The following is an 18,785-nucleotide window of genomic DNA, read 5'->3' on the forward strand; positions in this document are numbered from 1 at the left end:
ACAGGTCAACGTGAAAATCAGCTCTGGCTGCGCGAAAGATCCAAGGGGTCCTCATAGTATGGCACATCCATGCCCTGAAGAGGTGCAGCCTGCAGCTGTTCAATCGCCTGAATGACGGCGCGGGCCAATGCCTTGCCAGCCTTGGCGACATCTTCATGAAGCGTCAGCGCCTCACGCCGAAACCGGGTCAAAAGTGGGGTGGCCTCTTTGGCGAAAGCATCAAAATCTCTGCCGATCACACGGCCCGACCGCTCGGCTGCGTCAATGGCTGTGATGGCGCTCATCGGTGAGGCGCAAAGGATGGCGTCAATCTCGGGGCTCTCTTTGAGGGCGGCGCTCACTGCGGTTTCAATCACTTTGGAGGCGCTGTCCGAGGTGGCGCTTTTGAGCCAGATCGGCGTCATGCCATGAATCTGGCAGGCCTTTGTGATACCCTCAAGAATGTCCTGACCATAAAGCTGATCCAGAGGCGGGGCGACAATCAGCACATGACGCCGCCCGCGCCGGGCCAAGGCGGCAATGCCCAGTTCGGCAAAGCGGCGGTTGTCAAAATCAAACCACGCGTGTTGATCCGCCCAGATCGTGCGGCCATGGGTGGCAAAGGGAAATCCCCGCTCCATCAAATAGGCGACGCGCGGGTCTTCGGGCATGGTCTGGTTGAGGATCACGGCGTCGGCGGAGCCGGTGCCGATCATATGGCGCAGCGGCCGCATCAAATCCTCATTCGGGGCATAGGGGGTGACGACCAGATGATAGGCCGTGCCTTGAAGGCCTTCGGCGATGGAGGAAATCAGTTGCGCGGTGTGGGACATGATGTCGGGTTCGGTGGGCATCAACAGCGACACGACATGGGTTTTGCCCGTGCGCAGGCGCTGACCGGCACGGTTCGGTTGATAGCCGATGTGATCGGCGCACTCACGCACACGCCTTTTGGTCTCGACCGAAATATCCGGTGCATCTGAGAGCGCGCGGCTGACCGTGGCGATGGCCAGCCCGGTGATGCGGGAGATGGTTTTAAGGGTCGGGCGCTCGCCCGGAGACAAGGGGTGTGTGATCACAGGGGCCGTTTTCTCATGCTCATCCTCACCTGTCATATCCGCTCCTTACGAGGACGTCAGCTTCGCCCATCATGGATCGCAGCAGTGTCGCTTGTGCGGTCGCTGGGGTCGCGACAGCACGGTAAGACTATTCGGGAAAATTTTCCAACCTGAAAAAACCCATCGTCGGGCATCTTGGCCGATCACCGTGAAAGAATCGCTTTTGATGAAGCACTAAAACGTTTTAGATGGAGTGTGGAGGCTGGAACCGTGTCTGGGAGGGGTCGTGGCGGAGATTGAATTGACACAGGGGTGGCGGTTTGTTGATGCGCAGGGCGACTATGATCTGCCGGTCTCACTGCCGTTTGACAGCGTCTCGACTGTTGTTGCGGCGGGGCATGGGCCGGAGCCTTATGCGGGCGACGCGGAAACTGCGCTGCGCTGGATTGCCGAGCGCGATTGGGTGTTACGCCGCTCGGTCACACTGACGCAGGCGGATGTTGTGATGGTGCTCTCTGGCCTTGATGGCGTCGTCGATGTCTCGGTGAACGGGGTCGATGTGTTGACCGCCGACAATGCGTTTCGAACCTGGCGGGTGGACCTGTCGGAGTATGCTCAGACCGGCGAAAATCAGATCGAATTGCGGTTCCACTCGGTGATCCATGCGGCAGAGGCACTGCAAACATCCCAACCGTTTTACATCCCCTATCACAAGGCCAATTGCCCGATCCCCAACATCAACATGCTGCGCAAACAGCAATGCGATTTTGGTTGGGATTGGAACATCGCCTTGGCGCCGTTTGGGGTCCGCGGGGGTGTGAGTATTTGTCCTGCAATGAAGACGCGGATTGCGCATCTCCATGTGGAGCAGGCGCATCATGATATTGAGGCCGAGAGTGTGTCGGTCACGGTGACGGCGCATGTCGAGCATGGGGACGGCGCGTTGGTCGAGATGCGCTTTGCCGATCGGATGCGCGAGGCGGTGGTCACGGATGGCGTGGCGCAGGCGGTGTTTTTTGTCGAGGCGCCAAGGCTTTGGTGGCCAAACGGGCAGGGCGATCAGCCGCTTTACTCGCTTGAGGTTAGGTGTGGCGCGGCGGTGGTGACGCGCCGGATTGGGCTTAGGCGGATTGAACATGTGGCGGTCAACGACGCGAAAGGCACGGGGGGCACCGGGTTTAAATTCCGGGTCAATGGCCGGGATGTTTTTGCCAAAGGCGCGAATTGGATTCCGGCGGATGCGCTGCATGGGCGCATTGAGCGCGACAAGGTGCGCGATCTTTTACGCTCCGCCGTCGATGCCCATATGAACATGATCCGGGTCTGGGGCGGCGGGCGTTATGAGCCGGATTGGTTTTACGATCTCTGCGATGAGATGGGGCTGATGGTCTGGCAGGACTTTATGTTCGCCTGCAATCTCTACCCGGCAGATCGGGCGTTTTTGGCCAATGTGGCGGCTGAGGTGCGTGAACAGGTGCAGCGGTTGCAGCATCACGCCTGTTTGGCGCTGTGGTGTGGTGACAACGAGCTTTTGGGCATGTTGCACGAATTTCCCGAGGCGCGGGCCAACCGCGACCGCTATCTGGTGATGTATGATCGGCTCAATCAGACCTTGGAACGTGCGCTTTTTGAGGCGGACCCAGAGGCCAATTGGTGGCCGTCCTCGCCCTCGCTGGGGCCTTTGAATTTTGGCGATGCCTGGCATGAGGACAGCTCGGGCGACATGCATGTGTGGACCGTTTGGCACGAGAATATGCCGTTTGAGGCCTACCGCGAGATGAGGCCGCGGTTTGTCTCCGAATTTGGATTTCAGTCCTTTCCGTCAATGGCGGTGATCCGCCGGTTCATCGCGCCCGAGGACCGCAATATGGCCTCTGCGGTGATGGACGCGCATCAGAAAAACGCGGGCGGCAATGCCCGGATCGTGGGCACGATGATGCGCGATTTTCGCCTGCCGGAGCGGTTCGAAGACCTCGTGTACCTGTCGCAGGTGCAACAGGGGCTCGCGATCAAAACCGCCGTCACCGCATGGCGCGCGCTCAAGCCGCATTGCATGGGCACGCTCTATTGGCAACTCAACGACACATGGCCTTGCGCCTCTTGGTCGAGCTTGGAGTATGGCGGCGGCTGGAAGATTTTACACCATATGGCCGCGCGGTTTTATGCCCCGGTTTTGGTCACAGTCGTGCCGCAGGGCGATAAAGATGTGTTTAAACTTATCAACGATTTGCCAGATGAGGTGGATGTGTCCATCCAGGTCGCTGCCGTCACGCCAAAAGGCGATGTGCGGCCTTTGGCGGAGGTCTGCGTCACGGCGATGACCCACAAAGCCTTTGATGTTTTGGAGTTGGAGCGTAGCCTGTTAAAACAGGATGAACTCTACGTCTTTACATGGCAGTATAAGGGGCAAAATGAGGGCGGCGAAGGCGGCGACAGTCATGCGCCACAACCGTTCAAGACTTATGATCTGATTGATCCTCAGATTGTGATTGGAACCAAAGAGTTGCGCGGAAAAATTGAAATCACACTTGAGGCCAGAGCGCTCGCGCTTTTTGTCACGCTTGAGGCAGATCAGCCGGGGCGGTTTTCGGCCAATGCTGTGACGTTATTGCCAGACATGCCGCAAAAGATCACCTTTGTGCCGCAAGATGCAGATATGAAAACGAATTTTACAGTTCAAAATCTCTATGAGGCGACCTTGGGAGGGGCCAGATGAAACGATCCATTGTCAACGAGATCATCCGAGAGTCGGATGCCTTTATGCGCTCTTTCGGCTTTGTCATGCCGCCCTTTGCCTATCTGACACCCGAGGCGCTCAAAGCCCGCGTGGCCAGCGATGGTGCGATGATCCGTGATCATATGATGGGCTGGGACATCACCGATTATGGTCAGGGCGATTTCGATAATTTGGGCCTGTTCCTGTTTACCCTGCGCAATGGCACTGCCGCCAATGTGGCGCGGGGCATGGGGCCGCTTTATGCCGAAAAACTGTTGATCTCGGAGGAGAACCAACTCTCGCCGATGCATCACCATATCTACAAGACCGAAGACATCATCAACCGCGGCGGCGCGACCTTGGTGTTGCAACTTTATACCCGGACCGAAGATGGCGTCCTCGATGACACGGCCCCGGTCGAGGTGATGACCGATGGCCAAATGCGCACGCTGAAAGCGGGCGAACATTTGGCGCTGGCACCGGGGGAAAGCGTGACGTTGGAACCGTGGCATTGGCACGCATTTTGGGGCGAGGGCGGTAAGGTGTTGATCGGCGAAGTGTCGAATGTGAACGATGACCGCACGGATAATATTTTTCACCAACCGATCGGGCGGTTCAGCCAGATCGAAGAAGACGAAGCACCGCTGCACCTTTTGGTCAGCGATTATGACAGTTGGCTGTGAGCCAAAAGGAGGCCCAGATGCCCTATACCCCCGCCGAAGACCGCTATGACACGATGATCTACCGCACATGCGGCCACTCCGGGCTGAAACTGCCCGCCGTGTCGCTGGGCCTGTGGCACAATTTCGGCCATGACACGCCACATCAAACCAAGCGCGACATCCTGCGCACCGCCTTTGATCACGGCATCACTCATTTCGATCTGGCCAACAATTACGGCCCACCTCCGGGCAGTGCCGAAGTGGCCTTTGGCGAGATCCTCAAAACCGATTTTGCCGGCTACCGTGACGAGATGATCATCAGTTCCAAGGCGGGCTATCGCATGCATCCGGGGCCCTATGGCGAATGGGGATCGCGCAAATATCTGATGGCCTCTTGTGATGCTTCGCTCAAACGCATGGGGGTGGATTACGTCGATATTTTCTATTCGCACCGCTTTGATCCCGACACGCCGTTGGAGGAAACCATGGGCGCATTGGATAGCATCGTGCGTCAGGGCAAGGCGCTTTATGTGGGGATTTCGTCCTATAATTCCGCCCGCACCCGCGAAGCGGTGGCCATTCTCAAAGACTTGGGCACGCCCTGCCTGATCCATCAGCCGAGCTATAACATGCTCAACCGCTGGGTCGAACGCGACGGGTTGAAAGACACGCTCAAAGAGCTGGGCGTCGGTTCCATCGCCTTTACGCCCTTGGCGCAGGGCATGTTGACGGCGAAATACCTCAAAGGCATCCCCGAAGGCTCGCGCGCCACCCAAGGCAAATCCCTGGCCCCGTCGATGGTGTCGGATCGGGCGATCAAAAACCTCAACGCACTCAACGACATCGCGCAGGCGCGCGGTCAAACATTGGCGCAAATGGCGATCGCTTGGGTGTTGCGCGATGAGGGCATCACCACGGCGCTCATCGGCGCGTCAAAGCCGTCGCAGGTTGTCGATTGTGTGGGGGCGGTGAGCAACTTGACGTTTACGGCGGAAGAATTGGCGGCAATTGACGAAGCCGCCGACGAGGAGAAAATCAACCTCTGGGCGCTGTCGTCGGAAAGCGATCAAGATTAGTCTAAGTGGTTGTGATTTAAGTCATTGGCGGCTTCTCTCGGAGGCTGTATTCTAGGTGAAAATACGCTCGGGAGGGGCCGCGATGACGAATGAGACAGCTCAATTTGGCGGGCAATGGACATCGCGTTTGATGATCTTTGACCTTGAGGATCGGATCAGCACACCCGTGCTTGAAACCGATTTCGAGATTGCCGCGCCCAACTGGACGCCGGACGGATCGGCGTTGATCGTGAATGGCGGGGGCAGCCTGTTTTGGGTCGATCTGGAGGCACCGGAATTGTTGGAGATCGACACCGGGCTGTGCATCAATCTCAACAATGATCACGGCATCTCACCCGATGGCGCGACCCTTTATTTCTCGGATCACACCTATGGCCGCGGCGCGCTGATCTGGCGGCAATCTCTGGACGGTGAGGCCGACCCGGAACAGGTCACGGAGAAACGCCCGTCGTGGTTTCATGGCATGTCACCCGATGGCCAATGGATTTGCTACACGGCGGTGCGCGAGGGGTTGTTTGGTATTTACGTCGCGGCAAACGATGGCTCCGGCGAGCATTGCGTGATCGAGGGTGGTCATCATTACGATGGCCCGGATTTCTCCGCCGATGGGGCGTGGATTTGGTTCAACTCGGACCGCACCGGTGCGTCCGAACTTTGGCGGGTGCGCCCCGATGGCTCGGGGTTGGAGCGGATGACTCAGGACGCGATGGTCAATTGGTTCCCGCATCCCGCGCCCGAAGGCGATGCGGTGGTCTATTTGGCCTATCCCGAGGGCACGGTGGGCCATCCGCCGATGATGCATGTGGAATTGCGGCTGTGGCGACCGGGGCACCCAAGTGAAACGCTGGTGACGTTGACCGGCGGACAGGGCACGATCAATGTGCCATCATGGTCGCCCGATGGGGGGGCATTTGCCTATGTTGAATACGCGGAATAGGGCCGGTGTCTCGGCTTTGATTTTGGCCAGTCTGGCCAGCCCGGTGTGGGGGGGTGACTTGCCCGCGCCGGTGACGGATGAGGATTACCTCACAGTAAGTCCGTCCGAGGTCGCTTTGGGGCAGCTTTTGTTCTTTGATCCGATCCTGTCGGGCAATGACAATATCTCGTGCTCGACCTGCCATCATCCAAAATTTGGCACCTCGGACGGGCTCTCTTTGGGCTTGGGTGAGGGCGGGGTCGGTCTTGGGCCGATGCGTGTGGCGGACCCGCAAAACCTGCCCGAACATCGCGTGCCGCGCAACGCGCCCGCGCTCTATAATCTTGGCGCGCATGAGTACACGCGGATGTTCCATGATGGTCGGGTCGAGGAGGTCGATGGCCATTTGCGCGTGCCGATTGAGGATGGGTTTTTCGCCACAGTGTCGGGCGTTTTGGCGACCCAAGCGGCGTTCCCCGTGCTCTCGCCCGATGAGATGGGTGGGCAGGTCAGTGAAAACCCCCTGTCCAAAGCGATCCGCAAAGGGCAATTTTCCGGTCCCGGCGGCGCATGGGACATGATCGCGGGTAAAGTCGCGGCGATCCCCGCGTATCAACAGCGTTTTGAGGCGACCTATCCCGAAATCGCCTTTGGCCGCCCCATCGCCTTTGCCGATATTTCCAATGCGGTGGCGGCGTTTATGGCGTTTGAATTCCGCTCTGATAACAGCCCCTTTGACCAATACCTGCGCGGCGACGAGGCGGCTTTGAGCGATCAGGCCAAGGCGGGGATGGCGCTGTTTTACGGCGAGGCGGGCTGTGCCGCCTGCCATTCCGGCGCGTTTCAGACCGACCATGATTTTCACGCCATGGGCCAGCCGCAATTTGGCCCCGGCAAGACGTTGATCTTTGAACAGGGTGCGCGCGACGAAGGCCGGTTCCGCGTCACCGGCCAGCCGCAAGACCTCTACGCCTTTCGCACGCCCGCCCTGCGCAATGTCACGCTGACATCTCCCTATGGTCACACGGGCGCCTACGCCGATCTGCGCGATTTTGTGGTGGCGCATCTGGCCCCCTCAGAGGCGCTGATGACCTATGATCGCGCACAGGCTGTGCTGCCCGATCTGCCGGTTGCGGATTGGGAGGTGATGGACACGGAGGCCGATGTCGCGGCGATACTGTCGGCGATCAAAGTACCGGACCGGAGCTTGCCCGACGATCAAATCGACGCGCTGATGGCGTTTCTTGCTGCGCTTGAAGACAATCCAAATCGGCTGGGCGTGCCGGACACGGTGCCATCAGGTTTGCCGTTTGAGAAGTAGCGTTTACTCCCGTGCCAGCTCGACCCAACGATCAAACCGGGTCAGTTCCACCCAATCACTCTCAAAGCCGTCGGGCCATGTGACCTGAACCTTTGCGCTCTCCGCGTTACCCAGGCCAAAGTGCAACGGCACCGCCTTGCCCGATCCGTGCCCGCCACCGATGCTCAGCTCTTGCACCTGTAGGCCCAGGTTGGTCAGCACCGACACCACCGCGCCGACGGCGGCTTTATTGGTCCCGGATTGCACCAAAGAGACGTCCAAATATTGCCCGGTGGTGGGCGTCACGTTTTCATAAAGCTCCATGTTGGAGCCGCGATTGACCACCACCAGATCGAGCTTGCCGTCACCATTTAAATCCACCAATCCCGCGCCGCGCGATTTTTCCAAGGACGCCACGCCCGCCGCAATCGAGACCTCGCGGAACGTCCCGTCCGGCCTTTGTTGCAACAGGTTGTTGGGGTCGCGTGCGGCGTTTGAGGGCATTTGTTCGACATTGCCCTTGGCGATAAACAGATCGGCCCGCCCGTCATTGTCGACATCGCCCCAATCGGCCTGCCAGCCGGTCGAGGGCCGCCCGTCATCGCCCAAATGCGGCCGATGGGCATAGGTGCCGATGTCAAAAGGCGCGGCCTCATAATGACCATTCGCGCGACCGAATTGCAGCAACTGATCCCCCATTGAGGTCAACATTACATCCGGGATCGCATCGCCATTGATGTCACGTTCCGCGATGCCCATGCCCCAAAGCGAGACCCGGTCCCAACCATCGCTCTCATCCAAAAAGCGATTGTTTTGAAGGTCATAGATCTGTTCGTAGCCGCCTTTGACGTAGTAATGCCGATCATTGGAAAGTCGCAGGCTTTGCACCCCGCGCGCGCCTTTGGACATCAGGGCGGAGAGCGTACAGAATCCCGGCGACAGGATGGTTTTGTCCCATCCCGTGGCGTTTGGGCGGTGTAATTCGTTGCTGTCACAGGCCTCAAACGGCCCGTCCGGGTTGTCACGGTCGACGTAATTGCCGAAAAACAGGGTCGGGCGGGTGTTGTCACCCTCCCACCCGGCGGCAAACGCCGTGGTCCAACGGTCGCCGCCGTCAAAGCCCCAGGCCTCTGTGGCCTCCTCAAAGGCGCAGTCGCCCAAGCCTTTTAACAGTAGATTTTTGCCGACCCGCAGCACCGCGAGATCGGTGATCCCATCGCTGTCGATGTCGATCGGATAGGCCCCGGTGACGCCAGTGATCTCGGCCATCTCGCCGGGTTCAAAGGCCAATGTCCCGCCACGCTCGGAGCGGTTCACCATCAGGCTGGCGGGATTTTCACCGCCTGCGGCAAGGAGATCGGTCATCCCATCGCCATTGCAATCAAAGGAGGCGACGCCGCCGCCGACAAAATGTTCCCATCCGCCGCCGTAGACATGCGCGGGCAGGGCGTCGGAGCGATCTTGGAATTGTGGAATGGATTGCGCCATGAGGGCAGTGGGCGTGCAGAGCACACAGAGGGGGAACAAAAATCGGCGGGTCATCCCACAAGCATCTCCGTGGCCAGATCAAGTGCCAAGGCACCCGCACCCCGCGCCCAGACCAAATCTCCCCAGGCGTGAATTTCCACCGGGGTCGGCGGGCGTCCGGGTTTGTGGGTCAACATGCGGGTCTCGTGCAGCACATCTTCGGCATAGAGAAAATCGTAGCGCAAACGATCGCCGGAGAGAAGGATTAATGCCGGGTCAAACAGGGTCACGACATTGGCCAGCCCTGCGGCCAAGTAGCGCCCGGCGCGGGAAAAAATTGTCCGCGCCAAGGCGTTGCCGTCTTTGGCCTGGCGATAGAGCGTTTCCAACATGTCGTCGGCGCTTCGGCTTTGCGGGCCGATGTTGAGCGCGGTGTGGGCCTCGCGCACCAAGGCATAGTCGGCGACATAGGCCTCAAGACAGCCTCGCTGCCCGCAGCGGCACAGCGCGCCGTCGAGTTGTACCTTGGTGTGGCCAAGTTCCATCCCGTGCCCCATGCCGCCGCGGTGCAACTGGTGCCGGATCACAAGGCCCATGCCCAACCCGTGTTCGATCGAGACCACGGCAAAGTTGTCCAACCCGCGTCCGGCGCCAAACCACAGTTCGGCCAGCGCCAAAAGATTGGCATCATTGTCGATCCGCACCGGCACGCCCAAACGTTCCGCCAAGAGGTCGCGCAGCGGGATATCGGCGGCTTCCATGAAGGGGCACCACAGCACATGACCTGCGTCGAAATCGACCATGCCGGGCAGGCCGAGGGCCACGGCGGTGGGCCGTGTGCCGGTCAGGTTCGCATCCTTGAGGCCCGCCGCGACGATGGTCTCGGCCTCAATCAGAATCTCGTCGGTCGTGCGCGCCATTGGGGGCGCGGGCAGGGTGGCCGAACCCAAAAGATTGCCGGCCAAATCCAGCACCACGGCGGAGTTGGAGCGATCCGAGATTTTGATGCCGACGATGATGCCGGATGTGGTGCCGATTTTGAGGCCGACGCGGGGGCGGCCCCGAGTGGAGTCTGTGTCGCGGCGGGGCAGTTCGGTTTCCTCGATCAACCCCGCGCCGATCAGATCGGAGGCGATTTGGGTGACGGTTGCGGGCGAGATGGCAAGCTGGCGCGCCAGATCAACGCGGGCGATGGCACCTGCGGCGCGCACCGCCTCAAACACTTGGCGTTTATAGGGTTTTGCGCCGGTGTCCGCGCTTGGGAACAGGGGGCCGCAGCCCGCCTTCGGGTGGGGCTGGGTGAGTGGATCAACGGCGGTTTCCGTCGGGATGTCTGTTGTCACGTCAGGGATCATAAAAATTCGCCAATCTAATTTAATAGACGATTTACGCACCTTTTCGCCTAAGGTTTGAGCGATTAATGCATGGTTTATTTTGAATATCCATCAGAAAGTGAATGTTGGGCGTTATTATTATTTTGACACTCAAATTAAATATGCCATGATTTCTCCATCCCGACTGCGAGTCGGGACCCGTCGGCACTTATCTGTAGGAGGAGTGAGACCGACGTGGTTATTTGGGAGGATATTCATGCGTAAATCCATGTTGATGGCGGCCACCATTGTGGCTGCCGGCTTTACAACTTCGGCGTTCGCCGCCGATCTCACCGTCGGTGTGAGCTGGTCCAATTTCCAGGAAGAGCGCTGGAAAACCGACGAAGGCGCGATGAAAGCGGCGCTTGAGGCGGCTGGGGCCACCTATGTCTCCGCCGATGCGCAATCATCGTCGGCCAAACAGCTCTCCGATATTGAAAGCCTGATCGCACAGGGTGTGGATGCGCTCATCGTGTTGGCGCAAGACACCCAGGCAATCATTCCGGCCGTTGAAATGGCGGCTGACGAAGGCATTCCGGTCATCGCCTATGACCGCCTGATCGAAGATTCACGCGCCTATTACCTGACCTTTGACAACATTGAAGTCGGTCGTCTTCAGGCCAAAGCCGTGTTCGATGTTCAGCCGACCGGCAATTATGTCATGATCAAAGGCTCGCCGACCGATCCGAATGCCGACTTCCTGCGGGGCGGTCAGCAAGAGGTGCTTCAGGCGGCGATTGATTCCGGTGCGGTGACCATCGTGGGCGAGGCCTACACCGATGCGTGGCTCCCGGCCAACGCACAGCGCAACATGGAATCCATCCTCACCGCTACCGACAACAAAGTGGACGCGGTCGTGGCCTCAAATGATGGCACCGCAGGCGGTGTTGTGGCCGCTTTGGCGGCTCAAGGCATGGCGGGTATCCCGGTCTCCGGTCAGGATGGCGATCACGCCGCTTTGAACCGTGTGGCTTTGGGCACCCAGACCGTGTCCGTGTGGAAAGACGCCCGTGAACTTGGCAAAAACGCCGCCGAGATCGCAGTTGAATTGGCGGGCGGCATGATGGCGACCGATGTGGATGGCACCGTAGATTTCACCACCCCGGGTGGCAATGACATGAACGCCAAATTCCTGGCCCCGATCCCGATCACCAAAGACAATCTGTCGGTGGTTGTGGACGCCGGTTGGATCACCAAAGACGCGCTGTGTCAGGGCGTTGAAAACGGTCCGGCCCCCTGTAACTGATTGGTTTCAGGACCAAAATCCTCCCGGTTCGCCGGGCACTTAGGACTGTTCCTGCCGGGTTCGGCGGGGGCGGTCCGCCTCATCACATCTGCTGTCGCGTTATCCGACACGCGCAGGCAGAGCAGAGATCAAGACATAAAGATCGGGACATGAGGCACACGAGGCGCAGACCTCGTTCAGACCTAGGGGAAGGCGACAATGGGGAAGGCGACAATGGCGGACCAATCACAGACAGCGGCGACACAGGCAGACACACAGGCGGGCCCACAGAGTTCCAGCAACAAAGGGTTTTTCTCCCTGTTGGAGATCGACATGCGGCTCTTGGGCATGGTGGGGGCGTTTATCCTCATCGCGCTGGCGTTCAATATGTTCACCGATGGGCGGTTTGTCACACCGCGCAATATCTTTAACCTGACCGTGCAAACCGTTTCGGTTGCGATCATGGCGACGGGCATGGTCTTTGTCATCGTCACCCGCCACATCGACCTCTCAGTCGGGGCTTTGTTGGCGATTTCCTCGGCCATTGGCGCGATGATGCAGGCGCGTTGGTTGCCACAGATTGTGGGTCTTGATTACGGCAATCCGCTGATCGCGCCGATCGCGATTGTGACCTGTCTGGCGGTCGGCACCCTCATCGGCGCGTTCAATGGCTGGCTGGTTGGCTATCAAAAAATCCCGGCCTTTATCGTCACCTTGGGCGGTCTGTTGATTTGGCGCTATGTCGGCTGGTACGTCACCGATGGTCAAACCATTGCGCCGCTCGATCAGACCTTTACCGTCTTGGGCGGGGCCGAGGGCACATTGGGCGTCACCCTGTCCTGGGCGGTCGGTATTTTGGCCTCAGCATTCACCATCTATGCCCTTTGGAACGCGCGCAACGCTCGGAAAAACCACGGTTTTCCGATCAAGCCGCTCTGGGCCGAAGTCACCATTGGCGGTGTCGCCGTGGTGGCGATCCTTGGCTATATCGCCACGCTCAACGCCTATGATATCCCGGTGGGCAAACTCAAACGCCTGTTTGAAGCGCGCGGCGAGATCATGCCAGCGGGCTATTCCGAGGCTTACGGCCTGCCGATTTCGGTGATCATTTTGATCGTCGTCGCCATTGCCATGACCCTTGTGGCCAAGAAAACCCGCCTTGGTAAATACATCTTTGCGACGGGGGGCAACCCGGATGCGGCAGAGCTTTCGGGCATCAACACCAAACTTTTGACGGTTAAGATCTTTGCGTTGATGGGCTTTCTCTGCGGTCTCTCTGCGGTGATCGCTTCGGCCCGTTTGCAAAGCCACGCCAATGACATTGGCACGCTTGATGAGCTGCGCGTGATTGCGGCGGCGGTGATCGGTGGCACGGCCTTGTCCGGCGGGATCGGCACCATTCACGGGGCCATTCTGGGCGCTTTGATCATGCAATCCTTGCAATCGGGCATGGCCATGGTCGGTGTCGATGCGCCGTTGCAAAACATCGTGGTTGGTTCGGTTCTGGTCTTTGCTGTCTGGATCGACATCCAGTATCGCAAACGTCTTGGTATGAAAATTTAAGGGGGAATAAGCATGGAAAACAGTGCAAACACAACCATGGGCAAGAACCCCAACACCGGCACGCCGCTGGTCGAACTCAAAGACATTTCGATCTCTTTTGGCGGGATCAAGGCGGTGGATCATGTCTCGATTGATCTGCACGCCGGCGAGGTCGTGGGCCTGTTGGGCCACAATGGCGCGGGCAAATCGACGCTGATCAAATGCCTGTCTGGCGCCTATCAAAAGGACGCGGGCGAGGTCTATATCAATGGTGAGAAGGCGGAGATCCGCAACACCCGCGATGCGCGCAAATACAATGTCGAAACCATCTATCAAACGCTGGCTTTGGCCGACAATTTGGACGCCGCCTCCAACCTGTTTTTGGGGCGCGAATTGGTCACACCGTTTGGCTTTGTCGATGAACCGGCGATGGAGGCGGAGACGCGCAAGATCATGGGGCGGTTGAACCCGAATTTCCAGAAATTCAAAGAGCCGGTGAGCGCGCTCTCAGGTGGTCAACGCCAATCGGTTGCCATTGCACGCGCGGTCTATTTCAACGCCAAAATTCTGATCATGGACGAACCCACAGCCGCGCTTGGTCCACATGAAACCCAGATGGTGGCCGAACTGATCGAAGAACTCAAAGCGCAGGGTTTGGGGATTTTCCTCATTGAACATGACATTCACAACGTCATGCGGCTCTGTGACCGCGCTATGGTGATGAAAAACGGCCAAAGCGTTGGCACGGTCAACGTTGACGAGGTCACGGATGAGGACATTCTGGGCATGATCATCATGGGGAAAAAGCCGCCGCAGGCATATTGATCTGGCCATTCCCTTTTTCTCATGGCGGGCGCTGATCCATCGCGCCCGCCGCACAACCAAACGGATATCTCATGTATATCGGACTTGATCTCGGGACCTCTGGTCTCAAAGCCATCCTGATCACGGAGGCGCAACATGTCGTCGCCGAAGCCAATGTGGCCCTGACCAATGAGCGCCCGCAGGATGGCTGGTCGGAACAGGACCCGGCCACATGGCTTGCCGCCTGTGATCGGGTGATGGCCGACCTTGGCACCAAGGCCGATCTCTCAGCGGTCAAAGGCATCGGTCTTTCGGGGCATATGCATGGTGCGACCCTATTGGACGGCGCGGATCGGGTGCTGCGTCCTTGCATCCTGTGGAATGACACCCGCTCCCATGTCGAGGCGGCGGAGATGGACGCCGATCCACGCTTTCGCGCGGTCACCGGCAATATCGTGTTTCCGGGCTTCACCGCGCCGAAACTTGCCTGGGTCAAACGCCATGAGCCGGAGATTTTCGCGCAGCTCAAAAAGGTGCTTTTGCCGAAAGACTACCTGCGGCTCTATCTGACCGGGGAGCATGTGGGCGACATGTCCGACAGCGCCGGGACCGCATGGTTTGACACCGGCGCGCGCGATTGGTCCGATGATTTGCTGGCCGCGACCGACATGGATCGCTCTTTCATGCCGCGCTTGGTCGAGGGCTCTGAGGTTTCAGGCACATTGCGCGCTTATCTCTGCGCCAAATGGGGCGTCTCGCCCACCTGTGTGATCGCTGGGGGCGGCGGTGACAATGCCGCCTCTGCCATCGGGGTGGGCGTTGTGAAAGCCGGGCAGGCCTTTGTGTCTTTGGGCACCTCCGGCGTGCTCTTTGCCGCCAACGACGGCTATCAACCGGACGCAGCCACCGCTGTTCATACCTTCTGCCACGCGCTGCCAAACACCTGGCACCAGATGGGCGTGATCTTGGCGGCGACCGATGCGCTCAATTGGTATGGGCGATTTGTCGGCCAAGACGCGGCGACGCTGACCCGTGCGCTTGGTGGGCTTGAAGCCCCCGGCAAGACCCGGTTTTTGCCTTATCTGGGCGGCGAGCGCACACCGTTGAACGACTCTGCCATTCGCGGCGGTTTTATTGGCCTTGAACATGCGACGGACACGCATGCGGGCACCCGCGCGGTGCTTGAGGGCGTGACCTTCGCGATCAAAGATTGCGCCGAGGCACTGGCCGCGACTGGCACCAAAATTGACCGGCTTTTGGCGGTCGGAGGTGGCTCGAAATCCCACTACTGGGTCGAGGCCATCGCCACCGCGTTGAATGTCGCCGTGGACCTGCCCGTGGCGGGGGATTTTGGCGGCGCTTACGGTGCGGCGCGCCTTGGCCAAATGGCCGCAACCGGGGGCGGGGCCGAGCTGGCCGCAACGCCCGCCATTGAGACAACGATTGAACCTAACCAAAGCCTGAGTGCTGCGTTTGAAGACGGGTTCGCCCGGTTCAAAGCGGCACAGGTTGCCATTAAGGGGCTGACATGACTGAGTTTTTCAAAGGCATTCCACAGATCCATTACGAAGGCCCGGCCTCGCATAATGAGTTCGCCTATAAATATTACAACCCGGATGAGGTTGTGATGGGCAAGCGGATGGAAGATCATCTGCGCTTTGGCGTCGCCTATTGGCACAGCTTTGCCTATGAGGGCGGCGACCCGTTTGGCGGGCGCACCTTTGATCGTCCGTGGTTTGGCGAGGGCATGGACAAGGCAAAACTCAAGGCCGATGTGGCCTTTGAGATGTTCGACATTCTGCAAGCGCCGTTTTTCTGTTTCCACGACCTTGATGTTCGTCCCGAAGGTGCGACTTTTGCCGAAAGCAAACGCAATCTTGAGGAAATCATCGACTATTTCGCCGAGAAAATGGAGACGTCGAAAACCAAGCTGTTGTGGGGCACGGCCAATCTGTTCACCCACCGCCGGTTCATGGCCGGATCGGCGACCAACCCGGACCCGGACGTGTTTGCCTACTCCGCCGCGACAATCAAATCCTGTATGGATGCGACGATCAAACTGGGCGGGGCCAATTACGTCCTTTGGGGCGGGCGCGAAGGCTATGAGACGCTGCTCAACACCGATCTGACACGCGAGGCGGACCAAGCCGCGCGGATGTTGGAAATGGTGGTGAATTACAAACATAAAATGGGCTGGGATGGGGCGATCCTGATCGAACCGAAGCCGCAAGAACCGTCGAAACACCAATATGATTTCGATGTCGCCACCGTTTACGGATTTCTCAAACGCTATGGGTTGGAGAATGAGGTCAAAGTGAACATCGAACAGGGCCACGCCATTCTTGCCGGTCATTCGTTCGATCACGAATTGGCGCTGGCGGGCTCTTTGGGCATCCTCGGGTCCATTGACATGAACCGCAACGATTACCAATCCGGCTGGGACACCGACCAATTCCCGAACAATGTGCCCGAAGTGGCTCTGGCCTATTACGAGGTCTTGCGCGCGGGTGGGTTCACCACGGGGGGCACCAATTTCGATGCCCGTATTCGACGTCAATCGCTCGACCCGGAAGATTTGATTTTAGGTCATGTCGGCGCGATGGACATCTGCGCGCGCGGGTTCAAAGCCGCAGCAAGGATGTTGGAAGACGGTAAATTGGAAGCGGCACGTCAGGCGCGCTATGCCGATTGGGATACGGCCGCGAACCAAGCCATGCTGAAAGACGGCGATCTGGAGACAATCCAAGCCCGCGTTCTGGCCGATGGCGTCAACCCGGAACCGCGGTCCGGACGTCAGGAACGGTTGGAGAACCTGGTGAACTCATACCTGTAAGGGTTTGATTTGTAATGTGGAAAGGGCGGGGTGTTCCCGCCCTTTTTATTGCTGATTTGAGTATTTTGGCTGCTATGAAGGGGTTAGGCTTTCGATAATGTGCGATGGATCGCGTCGGTCCAACCGTCATATTTTTGCTTGCGCAGCGCCGCGTCCATCTGCGGCGTAAAGGTCGCGTCTGCTCGCCAGACCTTGGCAAACTCATCGGGGGCTGGGCACAGATCGACCGCAAGCCCGGCCAGATAGGCGGCGCCCAAAGCGGTGGTTTCCAGATTGGCCGGACGGTCCACCGGCGCGCCCAAGATGTCGGCCAGGAATTGCATCGCAAAGGGATTGGCCGACAGGCCGCCATCGACACGCAGGGTGGTGTCCTCTGGCGTCGCACTCCAATCGGCATGCATCGCTTCGATCAGATCGCGGGTCTGATAACCGACGCTTTCCAAGGCGGCGCGGGCAAACTCCGCAGGCCCGGTGTTGCGCGTCAGGCCAAAGATCGCGCCGCGTGCCTCGGCATCCCACCACGGTGCTCCGAGGCCGGTGAAGGCGGGGACGAGGTAGAGGTTTTGTTCGGGATCGGCCTGTTGTGCCAACTCGAGCGTGTCTTTGGCGTCGGTGATGATGCCAAGCCCATCGCGCAGCCATTGCACCACGGCCCCCGCGACAAAGATAGACCCTTCGAGCGCATAGGTGGGGGTGCCGTTCAATTGATAGGCGATGGTGGTGAGCATCCGGTTTTGCGATGTCACTGGGGTACTGCCGGTGTTCAACAGAGCAAAACAGCCGGTTCCATAGGTGGATTTCATCATGCCGGGGCGAAAACACGCCTGACCGACCGTGGCCGCCTGTTGATCGCCCGCAACGCCGCGAATGGGGATCGGCGCGCTGAACAGGGTGGTTTCGCCAAAGTCAGCGGAGCTGTCGCGCACCTCGGGCAGCATCTCTATCGGGATGCCAAGGCGGTCGCAAATCGTCGCGTCCCATGTGCCTTCATGGATGTTATAGAGCATGGTGCGACAGGCGTTGGTGGCGTCTGTGGCATGGACCCGGCCCCCCGGATTGCCCTCTGTCAGGTTCCAGATCAGCCATGTGTCCACCGTGCCAAATTTGAGCCGACCCGCGCGCGCCATCTCGCGCGCACCTTCGGTTTGATCGAGGATAAAGGCCAGTTTGGTGGCGGAGAAATACGGGTCTAACAAAAGCCCGGTGCGCTTTGTCACCTCCGCCTCAAAGCCATCGGCGCGCAGTTTGGCGCAGGTCGCGGAGGTGCGCCGATCTTGCCAGACGATGGCGGGGGCGATGGGGTTTCCGGTCTCGGCGTCCCAGACCACGGTGGTTTCGCGTTGATTGGTCAGACCCAAGGCGGCCGGGTATGCGCCAGAGTCCGTGACAGTGTCCGCGAATACATTGCGGATCACTCGCACAGAGGTCTGCCACAAATCCATCGCGTCATGTTCGACCCAGCCCGGATGCGGGTAATATTGGGTGAATTCCTCTTGGGCGCTGGAAATGGGCCGCAGCTCCGCGTCAAACAGAATGGCGCGGGTCGAGGTCGTGCCTTGGTCCAGGCTTAAAATCGTGTTGCTCATGTCGTCTCCCTTGACCCAAACGATAGGGCGCGGATCAGGTTTCGACAAGCAGGGGATCGATAGGAAGGGGCGGCCCCATCGTCATATAATTGCCGATCTTCGCCAAAGCCGCCGCCGAGGATGAGGTCATAGCTGCTGTGGTGCGATCGGGGGGCGGAAGGGAGTTGGTATCGCCCTCTTTGCTAAATGAAAAGCGCAGAGCATGTATGCGCGCCCTTGTCATTTGGCCGCCAATCAGGGAGTTTTAC

General features: G+C 59.1%; 14 protein-coding genes. 10 read left to right on the plus strand and 4 right to left on the minus strand.

The genetic code is table 11. The annotated features are described in order from the left end of the window. Window positions 1–17: 17 nt before the first annotated feature. Window positions 18–1,094 carry a LacI family transcriptional regulator gene (locus tag B30_RS08930; RefSeq protein WP_009571722.1) on the minus strand — a complete coding sequence of 359 codons (1,077 nt, stop codon included), beginning with the start codon at window positions 1,092–1,094 and terminating at the stop codon, window positions 18–20. Window positions 1,095–1,323: 229 nt separating this feature from the next. On the opposite strand from B30_RS08930, the gene B30_RS08935 reads away from it, so the two are divergent. The 5 genes from B30_RS08935 (at window position 1,324) to B30_RS08955 (ending at window position 7,728) form a co-directional block, all read left to right on the plus strand. Beyond that, window positions 1,324–3,753, plus strand: coding sequence for a beta-mannosidase (locus B30_RS08935; RefSeq protein WP_009571723.1), 2,430 nt, complete (start codon window positions 1,324–1,326; stop codon window positions 3,751–3,753). Continuing rightward, entirely contained in the window at window positions 3,750–4,436 is a 687-nt protein-coding gene (locus B30_RS08940; protein WP_009571724.1) for a D-lyxose/D-mannose family sugar isomerase, read from the plus strand. The genes B30_RS08935 and B30_RS08940 overlap by 4 nt, the downstream gene beginning before the upstream one ends. A 17-nt stretch (window positions 4,437–4,453) precedes the next feature. Next, complete coding sequence (gene mgrA / locus B30_RS08945) at window positions 4,454–5,491, plus strand: L-glyceraldehyde 3-phosphate reductase (RefSeq protein ID WP_009571725.1); 1,038 nt, start codon at window positions 4,454–4,456, stop codon at window positions 5,489–5,491. An 82-nt stretch (window positions 5,492–5,573) separates the two neighbouring features. Next, window positions 5,574–6,428, plus strand: coding sequence for a TolB family protein (locus tag B30_RS08950; protein WP_009571726.1), 855 nt, complete (start codon window positions 5,574–5,576; stop codon window positions 6,426–6,428). Next, on the plus strand, window positions 6,409–7,728 hold the full coding sequence (locus tag B30_RS08955; RefSeq protein WP_009571727.1) for a cytochrome-c peroxidase: 1,320 nt from the start codon (window positions 6,409–6,411) through the stop codon (window positions 7,726–7,728). The genes B30_RS08950 and B30_RS08955 overlap by 20 nt, the downstream gene beginning before the upstream one ends. Before the next feature lie 3 nt (window positions 7,729–7,731). Here B30_RS08955 and B30_RS08960 read toward each other — a convergent pair whose 3' ends face one another. Together B30_RS08960 and B30_RS08965 are read right to left on the minus strand one after the other, a co-directional pair. Further along, complete coding sequence (locus tag B30_RS08960; RefSeq protein WP_009571728.1) at window positions 7,732–9,249, minus strand: CRTAC1 family protein; 1,518 nt, start codon at window positions 9,247–9,249, stop codon at window positions 7,732–7,734. Continuing rightward, window positions 9,246–10,529, minus strand: a complete 1,284-nt coding sequence (locus B30_RS08965) for an ROK family transcriptional regulator (protein ID WP_009571729.1) — start codon at window positions 10,527–10,529, stop codon at window positions 9,246–9,248. Before B30_RS08965 ends, B30_RS08960 begins: the two co-directional genes overlap by 4 nt. A gap of 235 nt (window positions 10,530–10,764) precedes the next feature. Between B30_RS08965 and xylF the strand changes: the two genes are divergently transcribed. From xylF to xylA, 5 genes are all read left to right on the plus strand, one after another. Continuing rightward, window positions 10,765–11,793 carry a D-xylose ABC transporter substrate-binding protein gene (xylF, locus tag B30_RS08970; protein ID WP_009571730.1) on the plus strand — a complete coding sequence of 343 codons (1,029 nt, stop codon included), beginning with the start codon at window positions 10,765–10,767 and terminating at the stop codon, window positions 11,791–11,793. A gap of 213 nt (window positions 11,794–12,006) precedes the next feature. Continuing rightward, window positions 12,007–13,335: a sugar ABC transporter permease gene (locus B30_RS08975; RefSeq protein ID WP_040402168.1), complete on the plus strand. Its 1,329-nt coding sequence runs from the start codon at window positions 12,007–12,009 to the stop codon at window positions 13,333–13,335. Between the two features lie 36 nt (window positions 13,336–13,371). Then, complete coding sequence (locus B30_RS08980) at window positions 13,372–14,139, plus strand: ATP-binding cassette domain-containing protein (RefSeq protein WP_040402171.1); 768 nt, start codon at window positions 13,372–13,374, stop codon at window positions 14,137–14,139. A 71-nt stretch (window positions 14,140–14,210) separates the two neighbouring features. Continuing rightward, a complete protein-coding gene (xylB, locus tag B30_RS08985) occupies window positions 14,211–15,650 on the plus strand; it encodes a xylulokinase (protein ID WP_009571733.1) in 1,440 nt (479 codons plus the stop codon). Then, the gene (gene xylA / locus B30_RS08990) at window positions 15,647–16,951 is read left to right on the plus strand and encodes a xylose isomerase (protein ID WP_009571734.1); all 1,305 of its coding nucleotides are present in this window, start codon (window positions 15,647–15,649) and stop codon (window positions 16,949–16,951) included. Before xylB ends, xylA begins: the two co-directional genes overlap by 4 nt. A gap of 83 nt (window positions 16,952–17,034) precedes the next feature. Here the strand turns inward: xylA and glpK are convergent, their stop codons facing one another. Beyond that, window positions 17,035–18,537 carry a glycerol kinase GlpK gene (gene glpK, locus B30_RS08995; RefSeq protein WP_009571735.1) on the minus strand — a complete coding sequence of 501 codons (1,503 nt, stop codon included), beginning with the start codon at window positions 18,535–18,537 and terminating at the stop codon, window positions 17,035–17,037. Between the last annotated feature and the right edge of the window lie 248 nt (window positions 18,538–18,785).

Origin of the sequence: Celeribacter baekdonensis B30, from assembly GCF_000299875.1 — a bacterium.
In the GTDB taxonomy this organism is placed as follows: domain Bacteria; phylum Pseudomonadota; class Alphaproteobacteria; order Rhodobacterales; family Rhodobacteraceae; genus Celeribacter; species Celeribacter baekdonensis_A.

Coding starts and splice junctions, on each gene's coding strand:
- xylB (WP_009571733.1), top strand. CDS start 14,211: ATGTATATCGGACTTGATCTCGGGACCTCTGGTCTCAAAGCCATCCTG.
- B30_RS08960 (WP_009571728.1), bottom strand. CDS start 9,249: ATGACCCGCCGATTTTTGTTCCCCCTCTGTGTGCTCTGCACGCCCACT.
- B30_RS08955 (WP_009571727.1), top strand. CDS start 6,409: ATGTTGAATACGCGGAATAGGGCCGGTGTCTCGGCTTTGATTTTGGCC.
- mgrA (WP_009571725.1), top strand. CDS start 4,454: ATGCCCTATACCCCCGCCGAAGACCGCTATGACACGATGATCTACCGC.
- B30_RS08980 (WP_040402171.1), top strand. CDS start 13,372: ATGGGCAAGAACCCCAACACCGGCACGCCGCTGGTCGAACTCAAAGAC.
- B30_RS08965 (WP_009571729.1), bottom strand. CDS start 10,529: ATGATCCCTGACGTGACAACAGACATCCCGACGGAAACCGCCGTTGAT.
- xylF (WP_009571730.1), top strand. CDS start 10,765: ATGCGTAAATCCATGTTGATGGCGGCCACCATTGTGGCTGCCGGCTTT.
- xylA (WP_009571734.1), top strand. CDS start 15,647: ATGACTGAGTTTTTCAAAGGCATTCCACAGATCCATTACGAAGGCCCG.
- B30_RS08940 (WP_009571724.1), top strand. CDS start 3,750: ATGAAACGATCCATTGTCAACGAGATCATCCGAGAGTCGGATGCCTTT.
- B30_RS08930 (WP_009571722.1), bottom strand. CDS start 1,094: ATGACAGGTGAGGATGAGCATGAGAAAACGGCCCCTGTGATCACACAC.
- B30_RS08950 (WP_009571726.1), top strand. CDS start 5,574: ATGACGAATGAGACAGCTCAATTTGGCGGGCAATGGACATCGCGTTTG.
- glpK (WP_009571735.1), bottom strand. CDS start 18,537: ATGAGCAACACGATTTTAAGCCTGGACCAAGGCACGACCTCGACCCGC.
- B30_RS08975 (WP_040402168.1), top strand. CDS start 12,007: ATGGCGGACCAATCACAGACAGCGGCGACACAGGCAGACACACAGGCG.